Raw genomic sequence first — 16089 nt, 5'->3', positions numbered from 1 at the left:
ATGGCAGGGGCGGCTGGATTCGAACCAACGGATGGCGGGATCAAAACCCGCTGCCTTACCACTTGGCGACGCCCCTATATAGGTTGCGTAATTTAATACTAAAAAATGCTTTTGTCAAACACTGTTTTTATCTTTTGCTTTTTTATTGTGCAAGTGAGTGTTTTTATTATCAAAATATACACAAAATGCTCATTTTATTGTGATTTGGGTGATTTTTTCCAATACTTGTGACTGTAAAATTCGTGTTGTGTGGTAGGCTTGACATGGTGCATGAGCTAGAATATTTTCAATATCTTGCTGGCTGTGACGGTCATTAAGCATTAAAAAAACACAAGACCCCGTACCAGTCAGTTTAACATTCGATTGAGTTTCGGCATATTGCTGTAAATAATCGAAAGCTTGTTGTACTTCGGGATATTGTTTAAGCACTAATTTTTCAAAACAATTTTCAAATTGTTGTGGTGTATCGATATAGTCTTGCAAATTAAAACGAGGATAGTCACGCTTTAACTCTGAATGTTGGAATAAAGCTTGGGTGCTAATGTGACAATGTGGTTTGAGTATAATGTAGCCTTGTTTGCCTTTGCTTAAAGTATGATTTTCGGTTGCATCAAGTTTTGTTATATCAATTGGGCTAATTTTTTCACCTATACCTTCTACCCAAGCCATTTGCCCATGAATAAAAATAGGCACATCAGCACCAAGCTTGACCGCCATATCTAATAATTGCTGTTGTGTTAAACCACATTGCCAAAGCCGATTTAATACCATTAAGGTGGTTGTTGCATTGGATGAACCACCGCCAAGCCCTGCCCCCATCGGAATATTTTTTTCGATACCGATCTTACAACCCCAAGAGCAGTCAGTACGAAAAGGAAAAAGCATCTGAGCCGCTTTATAAATCAGATTGTCCTGTAAAGTGGCAATATTTTCTGCACCGAGTAAGCTAATCTGTGCGTCATGGTTGAGCTCAAAACGCATTTTGTCATGTAAATCGATAATATCAAAAATACTTTGCAATTCATGATAGCCATTGTCCAAACGCCCTGTGATATGTAAAAACAGATTAAGCTTAGCTGGTGATTGGACTTCAATAGCGTTCATGTGATATTCCAAAGTATTTTCAAAATAGTTTGCAAAAATTAAAATCGTATTCGATTTATTGACGTGTTTGGATAGTGAGGATGATACGGTTTTGCTGTGCATCATCAATAATGATTAGACGATTTGGCAATTTTTGCTCGCCATCATAACTAAAATCTGCCGTCCAACCAAACTCTTTAACCTGTTGCAAACGCCCTTGCGTGTCTAAGGTTTTTACTGCATCAGCTGTCGCTGTTTTGCCATCAATCCACCAACGTAACTGGCTAATCGGTGCTTGCCAACCTGTGGCTTTTTGTAATAACTCTTCGGGTGTGTCAGCATAAATGGTGCCTGTTTTACTATTGGTTAGGCTGACTTGTCCAGTTTGCCCTTGAATACTGGTCTGCCCAATGCCTAATGCACCTGTAATCTCAATGGCGAACTGTTCGCCCAACTGATTCCACGCATAGAATGCTGAGCCTGTTTGTTGTGGTGTACGGACGCCTTGTTGTGGTGTACGGACGCCGATTTTTCCGCTGATTTGAAACTGTTGTACTTCAGGGGGAGTGGTGGTTGGCGTAGTAGACGGTGTGGTAGTATTCGCATTGATATTACTGCTGTCATTCACACTGGTAGGCGGTGTTACAGCGTTAATTTTTGGCATTTTTGGTGTACTTTGACATGCAACCAGTAATACGCTGCTCGTCAATACAGCAAGTGTGTGTGTAAGATATCGTTTACGAAGAGGTAATAAATTTGAAATAGGCGTTGAAGGGAGAAAATTTAAAACAGACATAAAACTACTCGCTGTGTTGATCAATTGAACCATTAAAATTTTGTAAAAGATCATGATGTTTTGGATTACGACTCAAAAGCTGTAACTGCTGAACATCTTTATCTAAAGGATAATTTTGTATTAGTTCATCCAAGACTTTATCAAACTTGTCATGTTCGCCGTGCATGTACAACGCATGTGCATAACGTACACCGATGCTTACGCTATGCGAATTTTGGAACGCTTGAGCCAAATAATCTACTGCAGCTGCATAGTCATTTTGTAAAAATGCGATATAACCTAAAGTGTCTAAAATAGAAGCTTGATCAGGTGCAATGCTCAAAGCTTGTTCCGCATAACGTTTTGCATCAGCCCATTGACGATTTTGGCGTGCTAAAGTGTATGCATAAGCATTTAAAAACACAGGGTTGTCAGGTTCAATCACCAATAGTGTATCTAAACGTTGTTTTAATTTTTCCTTGTCATGTAAAGGGTCTAATAACAAGACTTGTTCATAAATCAATTCAGTATTTTCAGGCATTTGCTGAATGGCTTCATCGAGTAATTGGTTGGCAATATCACCTTGACCATTTTGCTTTAAAAGCTGCACTTGCAATTGATATAAGAAACTGGCTTGATGTGGGTGACTTACACGCTCTTGCGTCAATAAACGTATCATTTCACCACTACGATCTTGTGCCAAATATAGTTTTGCGAGATTTTTACGCGAAGCTGTATAAAGGTTGCCATCAGCAGCTAGGTAGTATTCAATCGCTTTGTCATATTCCTTTAAACGCTCAGCATTGATACCTAAATAATAATTGGCATCGTCTTGATAGCGTCCAGAGGTAGTGAGCTTACTCAGGTAGTTTTCTGCCGATTTCGCTTGTTTTAAATCAATACTGGTTACGCCTGCCAAAAATAGCAAACGTTCATTTTCAGGCCATGATTTGAGCATTTTTTGTAATTTGGCAAGTGCAGTTTTATGCTGGTTGTTTTTGACTAAATATTGCACTTCATATAAGCCAACATCAGGTGTCTTTTGATAAGGTGTGCTTTTATCTAACCAAGCCAGTGCCAAGTCAGGACGATTTGATGCAAAATATAGATTTGCTTTTAAAATCACAAAGCTACTCACGTGCGGACGCTGACGCAAAGCACTGTCGACTTTACGCAAGGCACTATCGTATTCACCATTTTGTGCTTCCAAACCTGCTAACATCACCAACACGGATGGATTATCTTTTTTATTAATTTGTTTGAGAGCATCAAATAGGGCTTTACGCTCTTCATCAGAATCGGGATAAATTCCCGCCAAAATCCCTTCCAAATCTGCATTTTCGTCCAAAGTCAAAATCTGTTCTAAGGTCTTGATGGCAGTCTTATATTCACCTGCTTTTAGACTCAAATGTGCAAGATAAAACATGGCAGGCACATCGTCAGGGTAGCCTTCTACCCAACGTTTGGAAATATTTAATGCACTGTCAATATCGCTATATTCGAGTGCTGTTTTTAAGGCACGTTCGTTTAAATCAGGTAAATTATATTGTTCCACAACGCTTTGATAAGTACGCAGTGCTTCTGGAATGTTACCTTGTGCAAGTGCAAATTCTGCAGCGAAAGTCGGTAGTAATGCCCCAGAAGTATCTAAAACACGTGTCTGATTTGGGGCATTATCTTCACTGAGCAAATGTATGGTAAATTGTTCTGTCAAAAGATTTGGATCAAAAATCATCGTCTGTGATTGCTGACTGAGACTTTGTGCAGCAAGGTTATCAGTCGTTTTTTGATTATTTAACTGTGCCAAAATCAACGCTTTTTGTGACGGACTTTGTCTAAGATGATGCTTTACAAGCGTACCATGTCTGTTTAAATTACCCTGACGCTGTGTTGTGGTATTTTTCTGTTTGGCTTTAAAAGTAGGTTGTTTTAGTAATTTTTGTGCAAGTTTAAGCGAAAAGTGGCGTTGATGAAGAAAACGATCTTTATAACGAAGGACTTTACTCGGAACGTTTTGTGCAAAATTTGTGTCAATTTTGGCAAATTCAATCATGTTTGCCGAAATTTGCGATGAATAAGCCATACTTCCTAAGCTAAGGAATATGCTAGAATACAGCGGAACTGTTGCGATACGTCCGAATGACAGTTGCCACGGGATAAATTTAGTCAATTTCATAGTGGTCTAAGCATTGATGTGCCGTCCTATCTTACCCTTTTTTTATGTTAAAGTGTTATGACTTTTTTGGCTTTAGGTGTTAACCATCACACAGCATCGGTTGAGATGCGTGAAAAAATCGCTTTCAATCCAGAGCGATTGGCTGAGCTATTCCAAAAATTACGACATACGACATATTTAAATGATTTGGTGGTGCTATCGACCTGTAATCGTACTGAGATTTATGCACTGACTGAACATTGCGATGTGGTATTGCAATGGCTAGCCGACGTGAATCAAATTGATGTAGAGACTTTAACACGGCATATTTATCGTTATCATGACTTAGATGCCATGACCCACTTGATTCGTGTTGCCAGTGGTCTAGATTCGCTCATGCTTGGTGAGCCACAGATTTTGGGACAAATCAAAACTGCTGTCAGCTTGGCAAATCAACATCAGATGACATCATCAGGATTGCATCGGTTATTTGAATATGCTTTTTATGCTGCAAAACGCGTGCGTACCGAAACGGCAGTAGGTGAACATGCGGTATCTATGGGTTATGCGGTGGCACAGCTCGCAGGTCAAGTGTTTAGCCATGTGTCACAGCTTACGGTGATGATCGTTGCGACAGGCGAGATGAATACTTTGGTGGCAAAGCATTTGGCAGAAATGGGCGTGGCGAAAATGATTATCTGTAATCGTACTCGTGAGCGTGCGGAATTGCTTGCCAAAGAAGTAGGTATAAGAACTCAAGTAGAAGTAGTTGATTTTACGGATATTGCACAACATTTACATCGTGCTGATGTGGTGTCGAGCTGCACAGGTAGTTTGCATCAAGTTATTGAATTTCATCAGGTAAAATCAGCTTTAAAACAAAGAAAATATCAACCAATGCTGATGGTGGATTTGGCTGTACCACGCGATATTGATGCTCAAGTGGAAGAGTTGGAAGGGGTTTATTTATATGGTATTGATGACTTACAGACGGTAATTGATGAAAATCTGTCACAACGTCGTCAAGCAGCAGTGGATGCAGAAGTGATGGTGGCACAACTTGCGGCACAATTTGCACAACGACAAAAAGTACACCACGCAGGCGAAAAAATTCAAGCTTATCGTGATGATGCGGAACAACAACGTCAGCAAGAACTGGCATGGGCATTGCAACAATTGGCACAAGGGCAAGATGCCAAACAGGTATTGGAACAAATGTCCTATCGATTGAGCAATAAAATGTTGCATCTACCATCAAAGCTCATGCGTGAAGCAGCGATTGATGATGACAGCAGTTATGCAGAATGGCTCAATCAAAAAGTGCAACACATTCAAACACATCGTCGTAAAAATAAGCATAAATAAAGCATAAAGTTAAAACTCAAGGTTAAAAATTTTATCCAAGATTTTAACTTTGAATAACTGTACGATTCAGCTGTTGGCGGATTTGATGCAGTTCTTGCAACAAGCGTTTTGATTCTTGAATAGAGTTTGGCTGTTTCATTTTTTGTTGTAAATAATCATATTTGAGTGCCGTGACCAAGGCTTGAGCATGTTGTTCGATATTCTCAGGTTGGTCAAGATCCAATTCTTCTAAGCCAATGTTATCCAGTAGTGGTAACAGTTGTTCATGCAATTGATAACACGCACCCAAGGCAAAAAAACGACTTTGTTCCAATTCTGCTGGCAAATCTGGATAAATCTTTTCCAAACAATTAAATACCGCTAACTCTAAACTATTGGCAGGAAAGAGTGATTTTAAGGGTTGAAAATGCGGTAATAAAATCGGGTAGGTGAGTACCAATGCCAACATGACTTGCACTTTATCCAAGCGTGAAAACTGCAAATCTTGGTCTTGATTGGTTTGCGATTTTTGTTTTTTACCAAAACCCAAACGATCTCGGAAGCTTTGCGAAAGTAAGTATTTATAATTGCCCTTTGGTAAATTTTGCGTGAGTTGATTTAACTCAGCCATGAGCATACCTTTGCCTTCTGGCGTATTGACTTGATATTTTTTTGACAATTGGGCAAATAGAAAGTCGGATAATAATGGGGCTTGTTGTAATAAATTTTGAAATTTTTCTAAGCCAATTTGTTGAATCAAAGAATCTGGATCATGCTGATCAGGCAAGATAAAAAAGCGTAACTCTCGACCATCATTCAACAATGGTAAAGCAATTTCTAACGTTCGCCAAGCGGCATTTTGACCTGCTTTATCACCGTCAAACGCAAGGGTAAGTTTTGAATTTTGTTTAAAAAGTTGGTTAAGATGCTCAGCATTACTGGCTGTCCCAAGTGTTGCCACAGCACCGCAAATGCCAGCTTGATGTAAAGCAATCACATCCATATAACCTTCGACCATCAACCAATCATTGGCTTTTTGTTGACGTCCTTCGTATAGTCCAAACAAGAGCTGATTTTTGTGAAACACTTCTGAATCAGGCGAGTTGATATATTTGGGCTTGATGTCATCATTTAAGGCACGTCCACCAAAACCAACCACACGTCCTTTACGATCACGAATTGGGAAAATGACTCGGTCACGCAACAGATTAAAGCTTTTGCCTGGCTCATTTTCACGGATCAAACCAAGTAATTTTAGGCCTTGAATATCTTGCGGAAAGACTTTTTCTAAATGTTGCCAATCTGTTGGTGCATAACCCAAACGCCAATCTTGAATGGTTTTTTCGGATAATTTACGATTGCTAAAATAGTTTTGTGCGTGTACTGCTTTGCTCAGTTGCTGTTGATAAAATGTTGCTACATTTTCCAATAAATCATATAGACTAACATCTTCACCTAAATTGGATTGAAAATCGATTGCTTCAAATGCTTGTTCAAAGCGAGGGTCAAAAAAAGCGTGTTCACTTTGAGAATGCTGATGAAAACTGTCTTCAAAAGGTAAAGTATTGGCAAAATCAAAATCATTATTTGCATCAATGGCATTAAAATAACCATCATCAAATCCAGCACTCAAATCTGCCGTTTGGTGTGGTACAGAACTGTCTAAAGGTGCATGCTGTGCTGCATTTGTCGTTGGTGCTGATGTTGTTACCGTTGTTGTGTTGTGTTCGGTACTGGTATTTTGCGTAGCATTGACCGCTTGGCGTTTATAAGTGGTTTTTGGGTTTAGCTTGTCATCTTTTGGCAGTTCAACACCTGCCTGCTGTGCCAAGTCTTGCATCACATCAATAAAACTACGATTATCAATATTCATCAAAAACTTGATGGCATTACCATTCGCTTGGCAACCAAAACAGTGATAATAGCCTTTATCTCGATAAACGTGGAAAGACGGACTTTTTTCTTGGTGAAATGGACAGCAGCCAGAGTAGGTGCGTCCTGACTTTTTGAGTTTGACACGTTGTCCGATGATTTCCACCAGATCCACACGGTCTAAGATTTGATCTATGGTATGTTGAGGAATCATAAGAAAAATGCCAGCTCATTCAAAAAGAATAAAGACCGTATCAAATACGATCTTTATTTATAGTTTAAAATTCAATGAATTAAGAGTAAATATGGTTTTATTTACCCAATAAACCAAAGCTCAAACGATTCAGCAAGCTTGGTTTTGCTTCGCTTGCATGATTGTTTGCTGTAGGCATGGTGTGTTCTTTATTGACGTTTTGAGTTGAAGAGCGACCCAAAGTACCTAGGCTTAAACGATTCAATAAACTACCTTTATGACGTGCTGCATTGAGATTTACATCGCCATTAGATTTAAGCAAATGCGGATAGTTTAATTTGATAATTTGGCGATATTGTTCCGCACTTTGCGTGTCGCCCAATTGCTGATAAGCATACACTGTGGTTGCCAACGCTTCAGGAATTTGTACTGTCTCTGGATAATATTCAATCACCCAACGGGCACGTTGTAATGCGGCGACCCATGCCTTACGCTCAATATTAAAGCGTGCAATATTCATTTCGCTTTCTGCCAATTCATTGCCAATAAACTGCATACGCTGTGCCACATCAACGGTAAATTTGCTATTTGGATAACGACGTAAAAAATCGGCAAAGTTTTGATAAGCCAATTTTAAATAATTGTTATCACGATGGGCTTGACGTAATGATGTATAGCGAATGATACCATCATAATTTTGTTCCATATTGGCAACACCACGCACATAATAGGCATAATCCGCTTGTGGATGGCTTGGATATTGCGTCAAAAAGCGTTCCACTTGGGCAATGGCTTCAGGGTACTTTTTGGCTTGGAAATAGGTGTACATCAAATCCAATTGCACTTGCTGAATAAATTGGCTAGTTGGGTAGTAGCTATCAATGGCTTTGAGTTGTTTTTCGGCTTGGTCAAATTGTCTTTTGTCCAAAGCAGTCATGGCACGTTGATAATATACTTCTTCGTTCGCCTGTGGTCCTTTGTCTTCTGCTTGTTTTTTAGAAAAAATGCTACAACCTGTGATGGTGGATGCCAAAACAACAGATGTAGAAAGCATTAAAATTTTTGAACGGTTTAACGACATAACAACTCCAGTATAAAGTCTAATAAAAACTGTCGATGGCATAATTTAGTGCTACACTATAGCATGAATTTATGCATTTTAAGCAGTGCATTTTTATTGAAATGTAAGTAGATGAGCAATATGAGCCAAAATTTTTTGCAAAACCAAGCACTTTCTCACTTTGAACGAGACACAAATCTTGACAATTTGGCAGAATTGAATGATGTGAATGCTACCGAACCAGATTTGGATGAAGAAGAGCAGCGTACAGCCACGCAAATTTCACGCAAATTGCAACTTGATGACAGCTATCTTGGACAACGCTTTGACCAAATCGCAGCCAAAGTGTGGTCGGATTTTTCTCGGGAACGTTTAAAAAATTGGTTACTTAACGGTGAATTATTGTTAAATGGACAAAAAGTCAAACCTAAAGCCCGTAGCAATGGCAATGAGTTGATGACTTTGGATGTGACCTTACAAGAACAATTATTTATTGAAGCACAAAATATTGACTTAGATATCGTTTATCAAGATGATGATATTTTGGTAGTGAATAAACCTGTTGGTATGGTTGTGCATCCTGGGGCGGGCAATAGCTCAGGTACTTTGGTGAATGCTTTGCTGTATCATTTTCCACAATCACGCGAATTGGCTCGTGCAGGTTTGGTACATCGTATTGACAAAGATACCAGTGGACTATTGGTGATAGCCAAGAATCTTCAAGCACAACATCATCTTAGTCAGCAACTTGCTAATAAATCGGTATTTCGGATTTATGATGCCTTGTGTTATGGTCAAATTATTGCAGGCGGTACGGTCGATGCACCGATAAAGCGTCATCCTGTAGAACGTACCAAAATGGCAGTGTTGCATGGCGGACGTGAGGCGGTGACGCATTATCGTGTATTGCAACGCTTTGAAGATTTTACTTTGGTTCAAGCGCAATTAGAAACAGGACGTACCCATCAAATCCGTGTGCATTTAAGTCATATCGGACATGCTTTGGTCGGCGATCAAAGTTATGCACGCTTAAAACCGCCAAAAAAAGCCAGTGAAACCTTGCGTCAAACTTTGCAAAATTTCAAACGTCAAGCTTTGCACGCACGCAAATTGGGCTTGATTCATCCTCGTACAGGACAAGAAATGAATTTTGAAGTGCCGATGCCAGAAGATATGCAACAGCTGATTGCAGTATTGGCGCAGGAACAAAAACTTTAAAAAAGATGTTAATTTAAGGAGAAATTATGCAAAATCACTCTGTTGATAATAAGGCTTGGCTTAAAGCTCAAAACTTACCGAGCAACGTCTATGCAGGGCAGACCTTTGCGATTTCGGATGAGCAAGTATGGAAAAATATGCCTCAGGATGACTATTTGCAACATAATTTCGCCTTACATGTTGGGGATCATCCGCAAAAAGTACAGCAACAACGAATGAAATTACTCAATCAATTGTCATCATTTGGTGTACAAAGCTTGCATTGGCTGAATCAAACCCATAGCACTACTGTGCATCGTATCGGTGGAAAAGTTTCTCATCATGTGCTGGATGGTGATGCGTGGGTCACACAACAGCACGGTGTAGGTTTGGTGATTATGACTGCTGACTGTATGCCGATTGTATTATGCGACAAAGATGGGCGAGAAGTAGCATGTTTGCATGCTGGTTGGCGTGGTTTGTTAAATGGAATGATTGAACAGACCGTGCAAGAGATGCAATATCCAGCACATTTTGCTTGGATGGGCGTAGCAATTAGCCAAGCTAATTTTGAAGTCGGTGCAGAAGTGCGTGAGGCTTTTGTGGCAAGTGATGCAGATTTTGCCCATGATTTTATTGTAAAAGAAAATAGCTCGGGTGAAAAATATCTGGCTGATTTGTACAGTATTGCCCGTAAAAAACTACGAAGATTAGGCGTGCAATATATTACTGGTGGTGATGATTGTAGCTTTGCTAATCCGAACTATTATTCTTATCGGCGAAATGCCAAAACTGGGCGGATGGTGACTTTTGTTTTTATTGCTAAATCATCACAGGAAAAATAAAAAAGTCATCATATTTAGTTTTCTGAAAGGTGCGTGATACGCACCCTACATATGGATTAGATTTTATTTTAAAATCAAATAATTAGAATGTAACTTATCCCAAACGCACGTTATTTTACGATTCAAACCACTTAAAACAAAAACACAGTAATTCAATACTGAATTACTGTGCTTGTTATATTGCATAAAATTAATTATGCAAAATTTATCAGTTACTTACCCTTGAGTTGCATCAACCACTGGGATTTTACCGATTTTACCTTGCCAAATTTTTGGTGCAATCGCATGCACAGATGTCCCGTTGACATCAACCGCAACCGATACAGGCATATCTTCCACCACAAATTTATAAATCGCTTCCATACCCAAGTCTTCAAATGCAACAACTTCCGCTTCACGAATGGCTTTCGATACCAAATAAGCCGAACCACCGACTGCCATGAGATAAGTCGCTTTATGGTCTTTGATCGCATCAATGGCAGTTTGACCACGTTCTGCTTTACCAATCATACCGAACAAACCTGTATGCTCAAGCACTTTACGAGTAAACTTATCCATACGCGTTGCTGTTGTCGGGCCTGCAGGACCAACCACTTCTTCACGCACTGGATCGACAGGACCAACGTAATAGATGAATTTACCTTTTAAATCAACTGGTAATGGTTCACCTTTATCGATCATATCTACCATGCGTTTGTGTGCGGCATCACGACCTGTATAAATCGTACCGCTTAACAATAAGGTATCACCTGGTTGCCAAGCATTCATTTCTTCTTGGGTAATCGTATCTAAATTAACACGTTTAGAATTTGATGCTGACCAAGTTACTTCTGGATAATCATCCAATTTTGGTGCTTGAATGTGTGCAGGACCTGAACCGTCTAGGACAAAATGGGCATGACGTGTCGCCGCACAGTTTGGAATCATACCGACTGGCTTACTTGCTGCGTGACATGGATAATCTTTGATTTTGATGTCTAAAACTGTGGTCAAACCGCCCAAGCCTTGTGCACCGATACCCAACGCATTGACTTTTTCAAATAGCTCAATACGCATCTCTTCCAATTGACTTTGTGGACCACGGCGTAACAATTCATCCATGTCGATTGGATCCATCAACGATTCTTTGGCGAGTATCATGGCTTTTTCGGCAGTACCACCGATACCAATACCAAGCATACCTGGCGGACACCAACCTGCACCCATAGTCGGCACAGTTTTGAGTACCCAATCTACGATAGAGTCAGATGGATTGAGCATAGCAAGTTTAGATTTGTTTTCCGAACCACCACCTTTGGCAGATACCGTAATTTCCACTTTATTGCCTGGGACGAGCTTGTGATAAATCACCGCAGGGGTATTGTCTTTGGTATTTTTACGGCTAAAAGCGGGATCAGCCAATACTGATGCACGCAAAATGTTGGTATTTTCTAAATAACCTTGGCGTACGCCTTCATTGATAGCACTATCCAAATCCATGCTCAAATCAAATTTGACATCCATACCCACTTCAATAAAGACATTCACAATCCCTGTATCTTGACAGATTGGGCGATGTCCTTCAGCACACATTCTTGAGTTAATTAAAATTTGTGCAATCGCATCTTTGGCAGCAGGATTTTCTTCACGGTCATAAGCACGGCTCATGGCTTGAATAAAATCTTGTGGATGATAATAAGAAATAAATTGTAAAGCATCCTTGATTGAGGTAATCAGATCAGCCTGTTTAATCACAGTACTCATAACAAAACTCTCTATGGTCTTGGCGTAGGTCGCTACCTACAGGTTGCGGGCGTTTGCTTGCTGTTTCGATTATACAAAAAAAATAGATAAAATCGTGTATAATATGGGATATCTTTTGAATTTTTATTGTGAATTGTATCATGAATGCAGAAATTAACCCTTGCCCAAAATGCCAATCAGAATATGCCTACCAAGATGGCGAATTATGGATTTGTCCAGAATGTGGTTACGAATGGTCTGCTAATGACAGTCAAGCCAGTGATGATACGCCAGTGATTAAAGATGCTCACGGACAAGTCTTGCAAGATGGCGATACCGTGACAGTAATCAAAGATTTAAAAATCAAAGGCTCTTCAAGCGTGGTCAAAGTCGGTACTAAAGTTAAAAATATCCGTTTATTGCCTGATTCTAGCGATGGTCACGATATTGACTGTAAAATTGATGGCTTTGGTGCGATGAAACTTAAATCGGAATTTGTAAAAAAAGCTTAATTTTTAAATATTATCGTCCAAGTTAATTTAATTTAGATAGAGCAATATCATGACACCACCTGACAGTTTACAGCAAGCACAACAACACATCTTGGCGGATTTGAATACTGCCTTAGATGCATTTAATATCGTGTCACCATTGGCGGATGCGGTGCGTCATGCGGTACTGTTGGGCGGTAAGCGTGTCCGTCCTGCTTTGGTGTATGCTGTTGCTCAGCTCAATGGACAACAGTTATCGCCTGCGGCAAGACGGGCAGCGGTGGCGATTGAATTGATTCATTGCTATTCTTTGACGCATGATGATTTACCATGTATGGATAATGACGCCTTGCGTCGTGGTCAGCCGACTTGTCATATTGCTTTTGGTGAATCGACAGCTTTATTGGCAGGCGATATTTTGCAGTCGTTGGCATTTGAAATTTTGACCAGTCAATTGTTTGAAACGCAAGGCGTGGCAAGTGTAGAAATTGCTTTACGTCAAGTGCAAATTTTAGCGACAGCAAGCTCAAAAATGGTCAATGGCCAAGTCTTGGATTTGCAAGCGGAAGGTAAGCAAATCGACCAAGCACAATTGGAAAATATTCACCGCAATAAAACAGGGGCGTTAATCCAAGCAGCCATTATGCTTGGGGCGGTGACGCATCTGAAGAATACTGACTTTTCAATCAGTCATTTACGCCAATTTGGTTTGGCTTTGGGTTTGGCATTCCAAGTACAAGATGATATTTTGGATATTACTGCCGATAGTCAGACTTTGGGTAAAACTGCGGGCAAAGATGTGCAAGTACAAAAATCCACTTATCCTGCCTTGATGGGATTGGATCATGCCAAACAATATGCTTTGGATTTGCATCATCAAGCCATTGCCGCTTTAGAAAAGTTGCCTTATTCTGCAACGCAATTATATGAATTAACAGAATTTTTGTTGTTAAGAAAGTATTGATTTTTTTTAATTGAACGTAAGTTTGGTTTAAAAGGATATATTTTTATAGTAATTATATGATTTTAAAAAGTAGGGTGTGAGTGAGAACCGATTGAAGGTTCGCAAGTGTTTCGCAAGACGCACCTGAGAAGCGACTAAAGCTTCGCAAGATGCCGTTTTCTGAAAGGTGCGTAAGACGCACCCTACATACGAATTAATTTTACATTTAAAATCAAATAATTAAATTTAAACTTATCCCGAACTCACGTTAATTAAATATTAATCGCATCATCTAAGTCTGCCACAGTTTCGCTAATCACTTCATGATGTAATGGGAAATGCCCTTGTTTGCGGTCATGGAAATAATGTTTTAACGTGCGAACCACACTTGGAAAAGCTAATTCTTTCCAAGGAATATCGGCTTCGGCAAATAAGGCACATTCTAAACTTTCTACACCGACACCAAATACGCCATCTTTTAAGTCGGCACGATAAATACTGTAAATCTGTGAAATGCGTGGAATATCGTATAGGCAATATAATTGGGCATTTTCGCCTTGGGCTTCGGCTTCTTCCCATGTTTCTCGCAAAGCCCCTTGCTCCAACGTTTCGCCCATTTCCATAAATCCTGCCGGAATCGTCCAGTAGCCATAACGTGGCTCAATGGCACGACGGCATAACAAAATCTTATCTTGGTAACTAACAATCGCCCCACAAATCAACTTGGGATTGACGTATTCAATATGATTGCAATTTGGGCAGACTTCTCGCATACAGCTATCGCCTGCGGGAATGCTTTGAATGGTTGGCGTGGCACACATACGACAAAATGCCATAAAAATCTACCCAAAAAAATCTGTTATTTATGGCTTTAACGTTAGCATATTCAAGCAATAAAAATAAAGCTAAATTGATAAAATTATCTCGCTTCTGCTTGGATTTTATTGTTTTTCGGGCGTGTGCAATTTTGCATGCTTTGGTGCTATAATGACGTGTTAAATTTTCGCAATTCTATTTATGAGCCTAGAACTCGCATCACTTGAACAGCACCGTGGCATTAGCTTATATAGCCATCATGATGACTTTCGCAGTCACGTGGTGCGATTTATCTTGGCAGAAAAAAATATTCAATACCGCCTGATTTTGATTGATGAACCGCATGATGAAGATTTAACCCAGCTTAATCCCTATGCCAGTTTGCCGACTTTGGTGGACAATCAAGTTAAGCTGTACAACTTATCAGTGATTGTAGAATATTTAGATGAACGCTATCGCCAACAAAGTCTATTTGCCGATACACCAAGCCAAAAAGCTGAACAACGGCAATTATTATGGCGAATTGAACGAGATTGGTTAAAATTGGCGGATACTTTACTGTGTCACCCTGATAGCTTAGATAAGCAAGCCAGTCAAAAAGCCAAGCAAGAATTAAGCGATACTTTGACCAGTTTAGAGCCTTTATTTCGTCATTATAGTTTTTTTATGTCGGAACAATTTTCGGTATTGGATTGTTTATTAGCACCGTTATTATTGCGTTTATTGCAATTAAATTTGATTAATCAACAACATAATACTGGTTTGTGCATTTATGCAAAACGTGTGATTCAACGTCCATCATTTCAAAAATCTTACACAGAATACGAGCAAAAACGCTATAGTAGCTTATTAAAGTCAGCAATTTTTGCTTAAGGAGAAAATTATGTCTGAAGAAATGCAACTTAGCCCAACGCGTCCGTACCTTGCCAAAGCCATTTATGAATGGATTTGTGATAATAATCTTACGCCTTATATGCTAGTCGATGCCACACAAAAAGGCGTGACTGTACCACAGCAACATGTACATGATGGTCAAATTGTACTGAATATCGCACCACATGCGGTACATCAATTTGTTATGAATTTGGATAGCGTATCGTTTTCGGCACGCTTTGGTGGTGTACCGCAACAATTATTTGTGCCGATGTATGCGGTCATGGGAATTTATAGCCGTGAAAATGGGCAAGGGCTGTATTTTGATCCTCAAGAATATGATGATGTTGATCCATCACAAGCGGTAGATAATTTACCTGAAACGTCCACAAAACAAGACGATGCACCGAAGAAAAAACCGTCTTTGCGTGTGTTGGATTAATTGTTTGAATGAAAATGGAGTGTTGCCATGAGTAATGAAAATCATCCACAAGATAATACGCAACCGTTGCTTGATGAACATCCAAATAGTCCGATAGGCTATACGATTAAAGCTCAACCGCAAGAAGATTTGGATAAAGTTTATCACCCATCATGGTTTGTTCGTGCTTTAACGCCTGTGGTGGCATTGGTAATTATTCTGTTTTTGTTTTATATGCAATTGCCTTATCCTGCATAAAAATATTGCGGATGGTTTATTTTAAATCATCCGTATAGCAC

General features: G+C 39.6%; 15 protein-coding genes and 1 tRNA gene. 8 read left to right on the top strand and 8 right to left on the bottom strand.

Translation table 11 applies throughout. The annotated features are described in order from the left end of the window. Position 1 precedes the first annotated feature (1 nt). The 4 genes from ACEYX7_RS05815 to ACEYX7_RS05800 all read right to left on the bottom strand — a co-directional run bounded on the left by ACEYX7_RS05815 (position 2) and on the right by ACEYX7_RS05800 (position 4034). Positions 2–76: transfer RNA gene (locus tag ACEYX7_RS05815), tRNA-Gln, on the bottom strand. A gap of 113 nt (positions 77–189) precedes the next feature. Then, positions 190–1104: a 4-(cytidine 5'-diphospho)-2-C-methyl-D-erythritol kinase gene (ispE, locus tag ACEYX7_RS05810; RefSeq protein ID WP_374803648.1), complete on the bottom strand. Its 915-nt coding sequence runs from the start codon at positions 1102–1104 to the stop codon at positions 190–192. Positions 1105–1159: 55 nt separating this feature from the next. After that, positions 1160–1747 carry a lipoprotein insertase outer membrane protein LolB gene (gene lolB / locus ACEYX7_RS05805; protein ID WP_374900304.1) on the bottom strand — a complete coding sequence of 196 codons (588 nt, stop codon included), beginning with the start codon at positions 1745–1747 and terminating at the stop codon, positions 1160–1162. Positions 1748–1883: 136 nt separating this feature from the next. Then, positions 1884–4034: a tetratricopeptide repeat protein gene (locus tag ACEYX7_RS05800; protein WP_374900302.1), complete on the bottom strand. Its 2151-nt coding sequence runs from the start codon at positions 4032–4034 to the stop codon at positions 1884–1886. 57 nt (positions 4035–4091) lie between these two features. Here ACEYX7_RS05800 and hemA point away from each other — a divergent pair, with 57 nt between their 5' ends. Continuing rightward, the gene (hemA, locus tag ACEYX7_RS05795; protein WP_374803642.1) at positions 4092–5378 is read left to right on the top strand and encodes a glutamyl-tRNA reductase; all 1287 of its coding nucleotides are present in this window, start codon (positions 4092–4094) and stop codon (positions 5376–5378) included. A gap of 43 nt (positions 5379–5421) precedes the next feature. Here hemA and ACEYX7_RS05790 read toward each other — a convergent pair whose 3' ends face one another. Together ACEYX7_RS05790 and ACEYX7_RS05785 are read right to left on the bottom strand one after the other, a co-directional pair. Next, on the bottom strand, positions 5422–7443 hold the full coding sequence (locus ACEYX7_RS05790) for a DNA primase (protein WP_374803640.1): 2022 nt from the start codon (positions 7441–7443) through the stop codon (positions 5422–5424). 97 nt (positions 7444–7540) lie between these two features. Then, positions 7541–8503 carry an outer membrane protein assembly factor BamD gene (locus ACEYX7_RS05785; protein ID WP_374900301.1) on the bottom strand — a complete coding sequence of 321 codons (963 nt, stop codon included), beginning with the start codon at positions 8501–8503 and terminating at the stop codon, positions 7541–7543. Between the two features lie 120 nt (positions 8504–8623). Here ACEYX7_RS05785 and rluD point away from each other — a divergent pair, with 120 nt between their 5' ends. Together rluD and pgeF are read left to right on the top strand one after the other, a co-directional pair. Continuing rightward, positions 8624–9700, top strand: a complete 1077-nt coding sequence (gene rluD, locus ACEYX7_RS05780; protein ID WP_374803636.1) for a 23S rRNA pseudouridine(1911/1915/1917) synthase RluD — start codon at positions 8624–8626, stop codon at positions 9698–9700. Positions 9701–9726: 26 nt separating this feature from the next. Further along, positions 9727–10524, top strand: coding sequence for a peptidoglycan editing factor PgeF (gene pgeF, locus ACEYX7_RS05775; RefSeq protein ID WP_374803634.1), 798 nt, complete (start codon positions 9727–9729; stop codon positions 10522–10524). Between the two features lie 216 nt (positions 10525–10740). Here the strand turns inward: pgeF and ACEYX7_RS05770 are convergent, their stop codons facing one another. Further along, positions 10741–12267, bottom strand: coding sequence for a fumarate hydratase (locus tag ACEYX7_RS05770; RefSeq protein ID WP_374803632.1), 1527 nt, complete (start codon positions 12265–12267; stop codon positions 10741–10743). A 140-nt stretch (positions 12268–12407) separates the two neighbouring features. On the opposite strand from ACEYX7_RS05770, the gene ACEYX7_RS05765 reads away from it, so the two are divergent. Next, positions 12408–12758 (top strand): zinc ribbon domain-containing protein YjdM, encoded by a 351-nt coding sequence (locus ACEYX7_RS05765; RefSeq protein WP_374803630.1) that lies wholly within the window; start codon positions 12408–12410, stop codon positions 12756–12758. Positions 12759–12807: 49 nt separating this feature from the next. Then, positions 12808–13701: a polyprenyl synthetase family protein gene (locus ACEYX7_RS05760; protein ID WP_374806850.1), complete on the top strand. Its 894-nt coding sequence runs from the start codon at positions 12808–12810 to the stop codon at positions 13699–13701. 251 nt (positions 13702–13952) lie between these two features. Here the strand turns inward: ACEYX7_RS05760 and ACEYX7_RS05755 are convergent, their stop codons facing one another. Further along, a complete protein-coding gene (locus tag ACEYX7_RS05755) occupies positions 13953–14516 on the bottom strand; it encodes an NUDIX hydrolase (protein WP_374803626.1) in 564 nt (187 codons plus the stop codon). 181 nt (positions 14517–14697) lie between these two features. On the opposite strand from ACEYX7_RS05755, the gene ACEYX7_RS05750 reads away from it, so the two are divergent. Genes ACEYX7_RS05750 through ACEYX7_RS05740 form a run of 3 tightly spaced genes read left to right on the top strand, consistent with a single transcriptional unit; the run spans position 14698 to position 16048 of the window. Beyond that, positions 14698–15369: a glutathione S-transferase N-terminal domain-containing protein gene (locus tag ACEYX7_RS05750; protein ID WP_374803624.1), complete on the top strand. Its 672-nt coding sequence runs from the start codon at positions 14698–14700 to the stop codon at positions 15367–15369. A 10-nt stretch (positions 15370–15379) separates the two neighbouring features. Next, complete coding sequence (locus ACEYX7_RS05745) at positions 15380–15811, top strand: ClpXP protease specificity-enhancing factor (RefSeq protein WP_374803622.1); 432 nt, start codon at positions 15380–15382, stop codon at positions 15809–15811. Positions 15812–15838: 27 nt separating this feature from the next. Continuing rightward, entirely contained in the window at positions 15839–16048 is a 210-nt protein-coding gene (locus ACEYX7_RS05740) for a hypothetical protein (protein ID WP_374803620.1), read from the top strand. Positions 16049–16089 lie beyond the last annotated feature (41 nt).

The organism is Hubeiibacter jixunmingi (genome assembly GCF_041928215.1).
Classification (GTDB): Bacteria; Pseudomonadota; Gammaproteobacteria; order Pseudomonadales; family Moraxellaceae; genus Acinetobacter.
The sequence above is the reverse complement of the archived record's forward strand: the minus strand, read 5'-3'. Positions and strand labels throughout refer to the sequence as shown.

Coding starts and splice junctions, on each gene's coding strand:
- ispE (WP_374803648.1), bottom strand. CDS start 1,104: ATGAACGCTATTGAAGTCCAATCACCAGCTAAGCTTAATCTGTTTTTA.
- lolB (WP_374900304.1), bottom strand. CDS start 1,747: ATGCCAAAAATTAACGCTGTAACACCGCCTACCAGTGTGAATGACAGC.
- ACEYX7_RS05800 (WP_374900302.1), bottom strand. CDS start 4,034: ATGAAATTGACTAAATTTATCCCGTGGCAACTGTCATTCGGACGTATC.
- hemA (WP_374803642.1), top strand. CDS start 4,092: ATGACTTTTTTGGCTTTAGGTGTTAACCATCACACAGCATCGGTTGAG.
- ACEYX7_RS05790 (WP_374803640.1), bottom strand. CDS start 7,443: ATGATTCCTCAACATACCATAGATCAAATCTTAGACCGTGTGGATCTG.
- ACEYX7_RS05785 (WP_374900301.1), bottom strand. CDS start 8,503: ATGTCGTTAAACCGTTCAAAAATTTTAATGCTTTCTACATCTGTTGTT.
- rluD (WP_374803636.1), top strand. CDS start 8,624: ATGAGCCAAAATTTTTTGCAAAACCAAGCACTTTCTCACTTTGAACGA.
- pgeF (WP_374803634.1), top strand. CDS start 9,727: ATGCAAAATCACTCTGTTGATAATAAGGCTTGGCTTAAAGCTCAAAAC.
- ACEYX7_RS05770 (WP_374803632.1), bottom strand. CDS start 12,267: ATGAGTACTGTGATTAAACAGGCTGATCTGATTACCTCAATCAAGGAT.
- ACEYX7_RS05765 (WP_374803630.1), top strand. CDS start 12,408: ATGAATGCAGAAATTAACCCTTGCCCAAAATGCCAATCAGAATATGCC.
- ACEYX7_RS05760 (WP_374806850.1), top strand. CDS start 12,808: ATGACACCACCTGACAGTTTACAGCAAGCACAACAACACATCTTGGCG.
- ACEYX7_RS05755 (WP_374803626.1), bottom strand. CDS start 14,516: ATGGCATTTTGTCGTATGTGTGCCACGCCAACCATTCAAAGCATTCCC.
- ACEYX7_RS05750 (WP_374803624.1), top strand. CDS start 14,698: ATGAGCCTAGAACTCGCATCACTTGAACAGCACCGTGGCATTAGCTTA.
- ACEYX7_RS05745 (WP_374803622.1), top strand. CDS start 15,380: ATGTCTGAAGAAATGCAACTTAGCCCAACGCGTCCGTACCTTGCCAAA.
- ACEYX7_RS05740 (WP_374803620.1), top strand. CDS start 15,839: ATGAGTAATGAAAATCATCCACAAGATAATACGCAACCGTTGCTTGAT.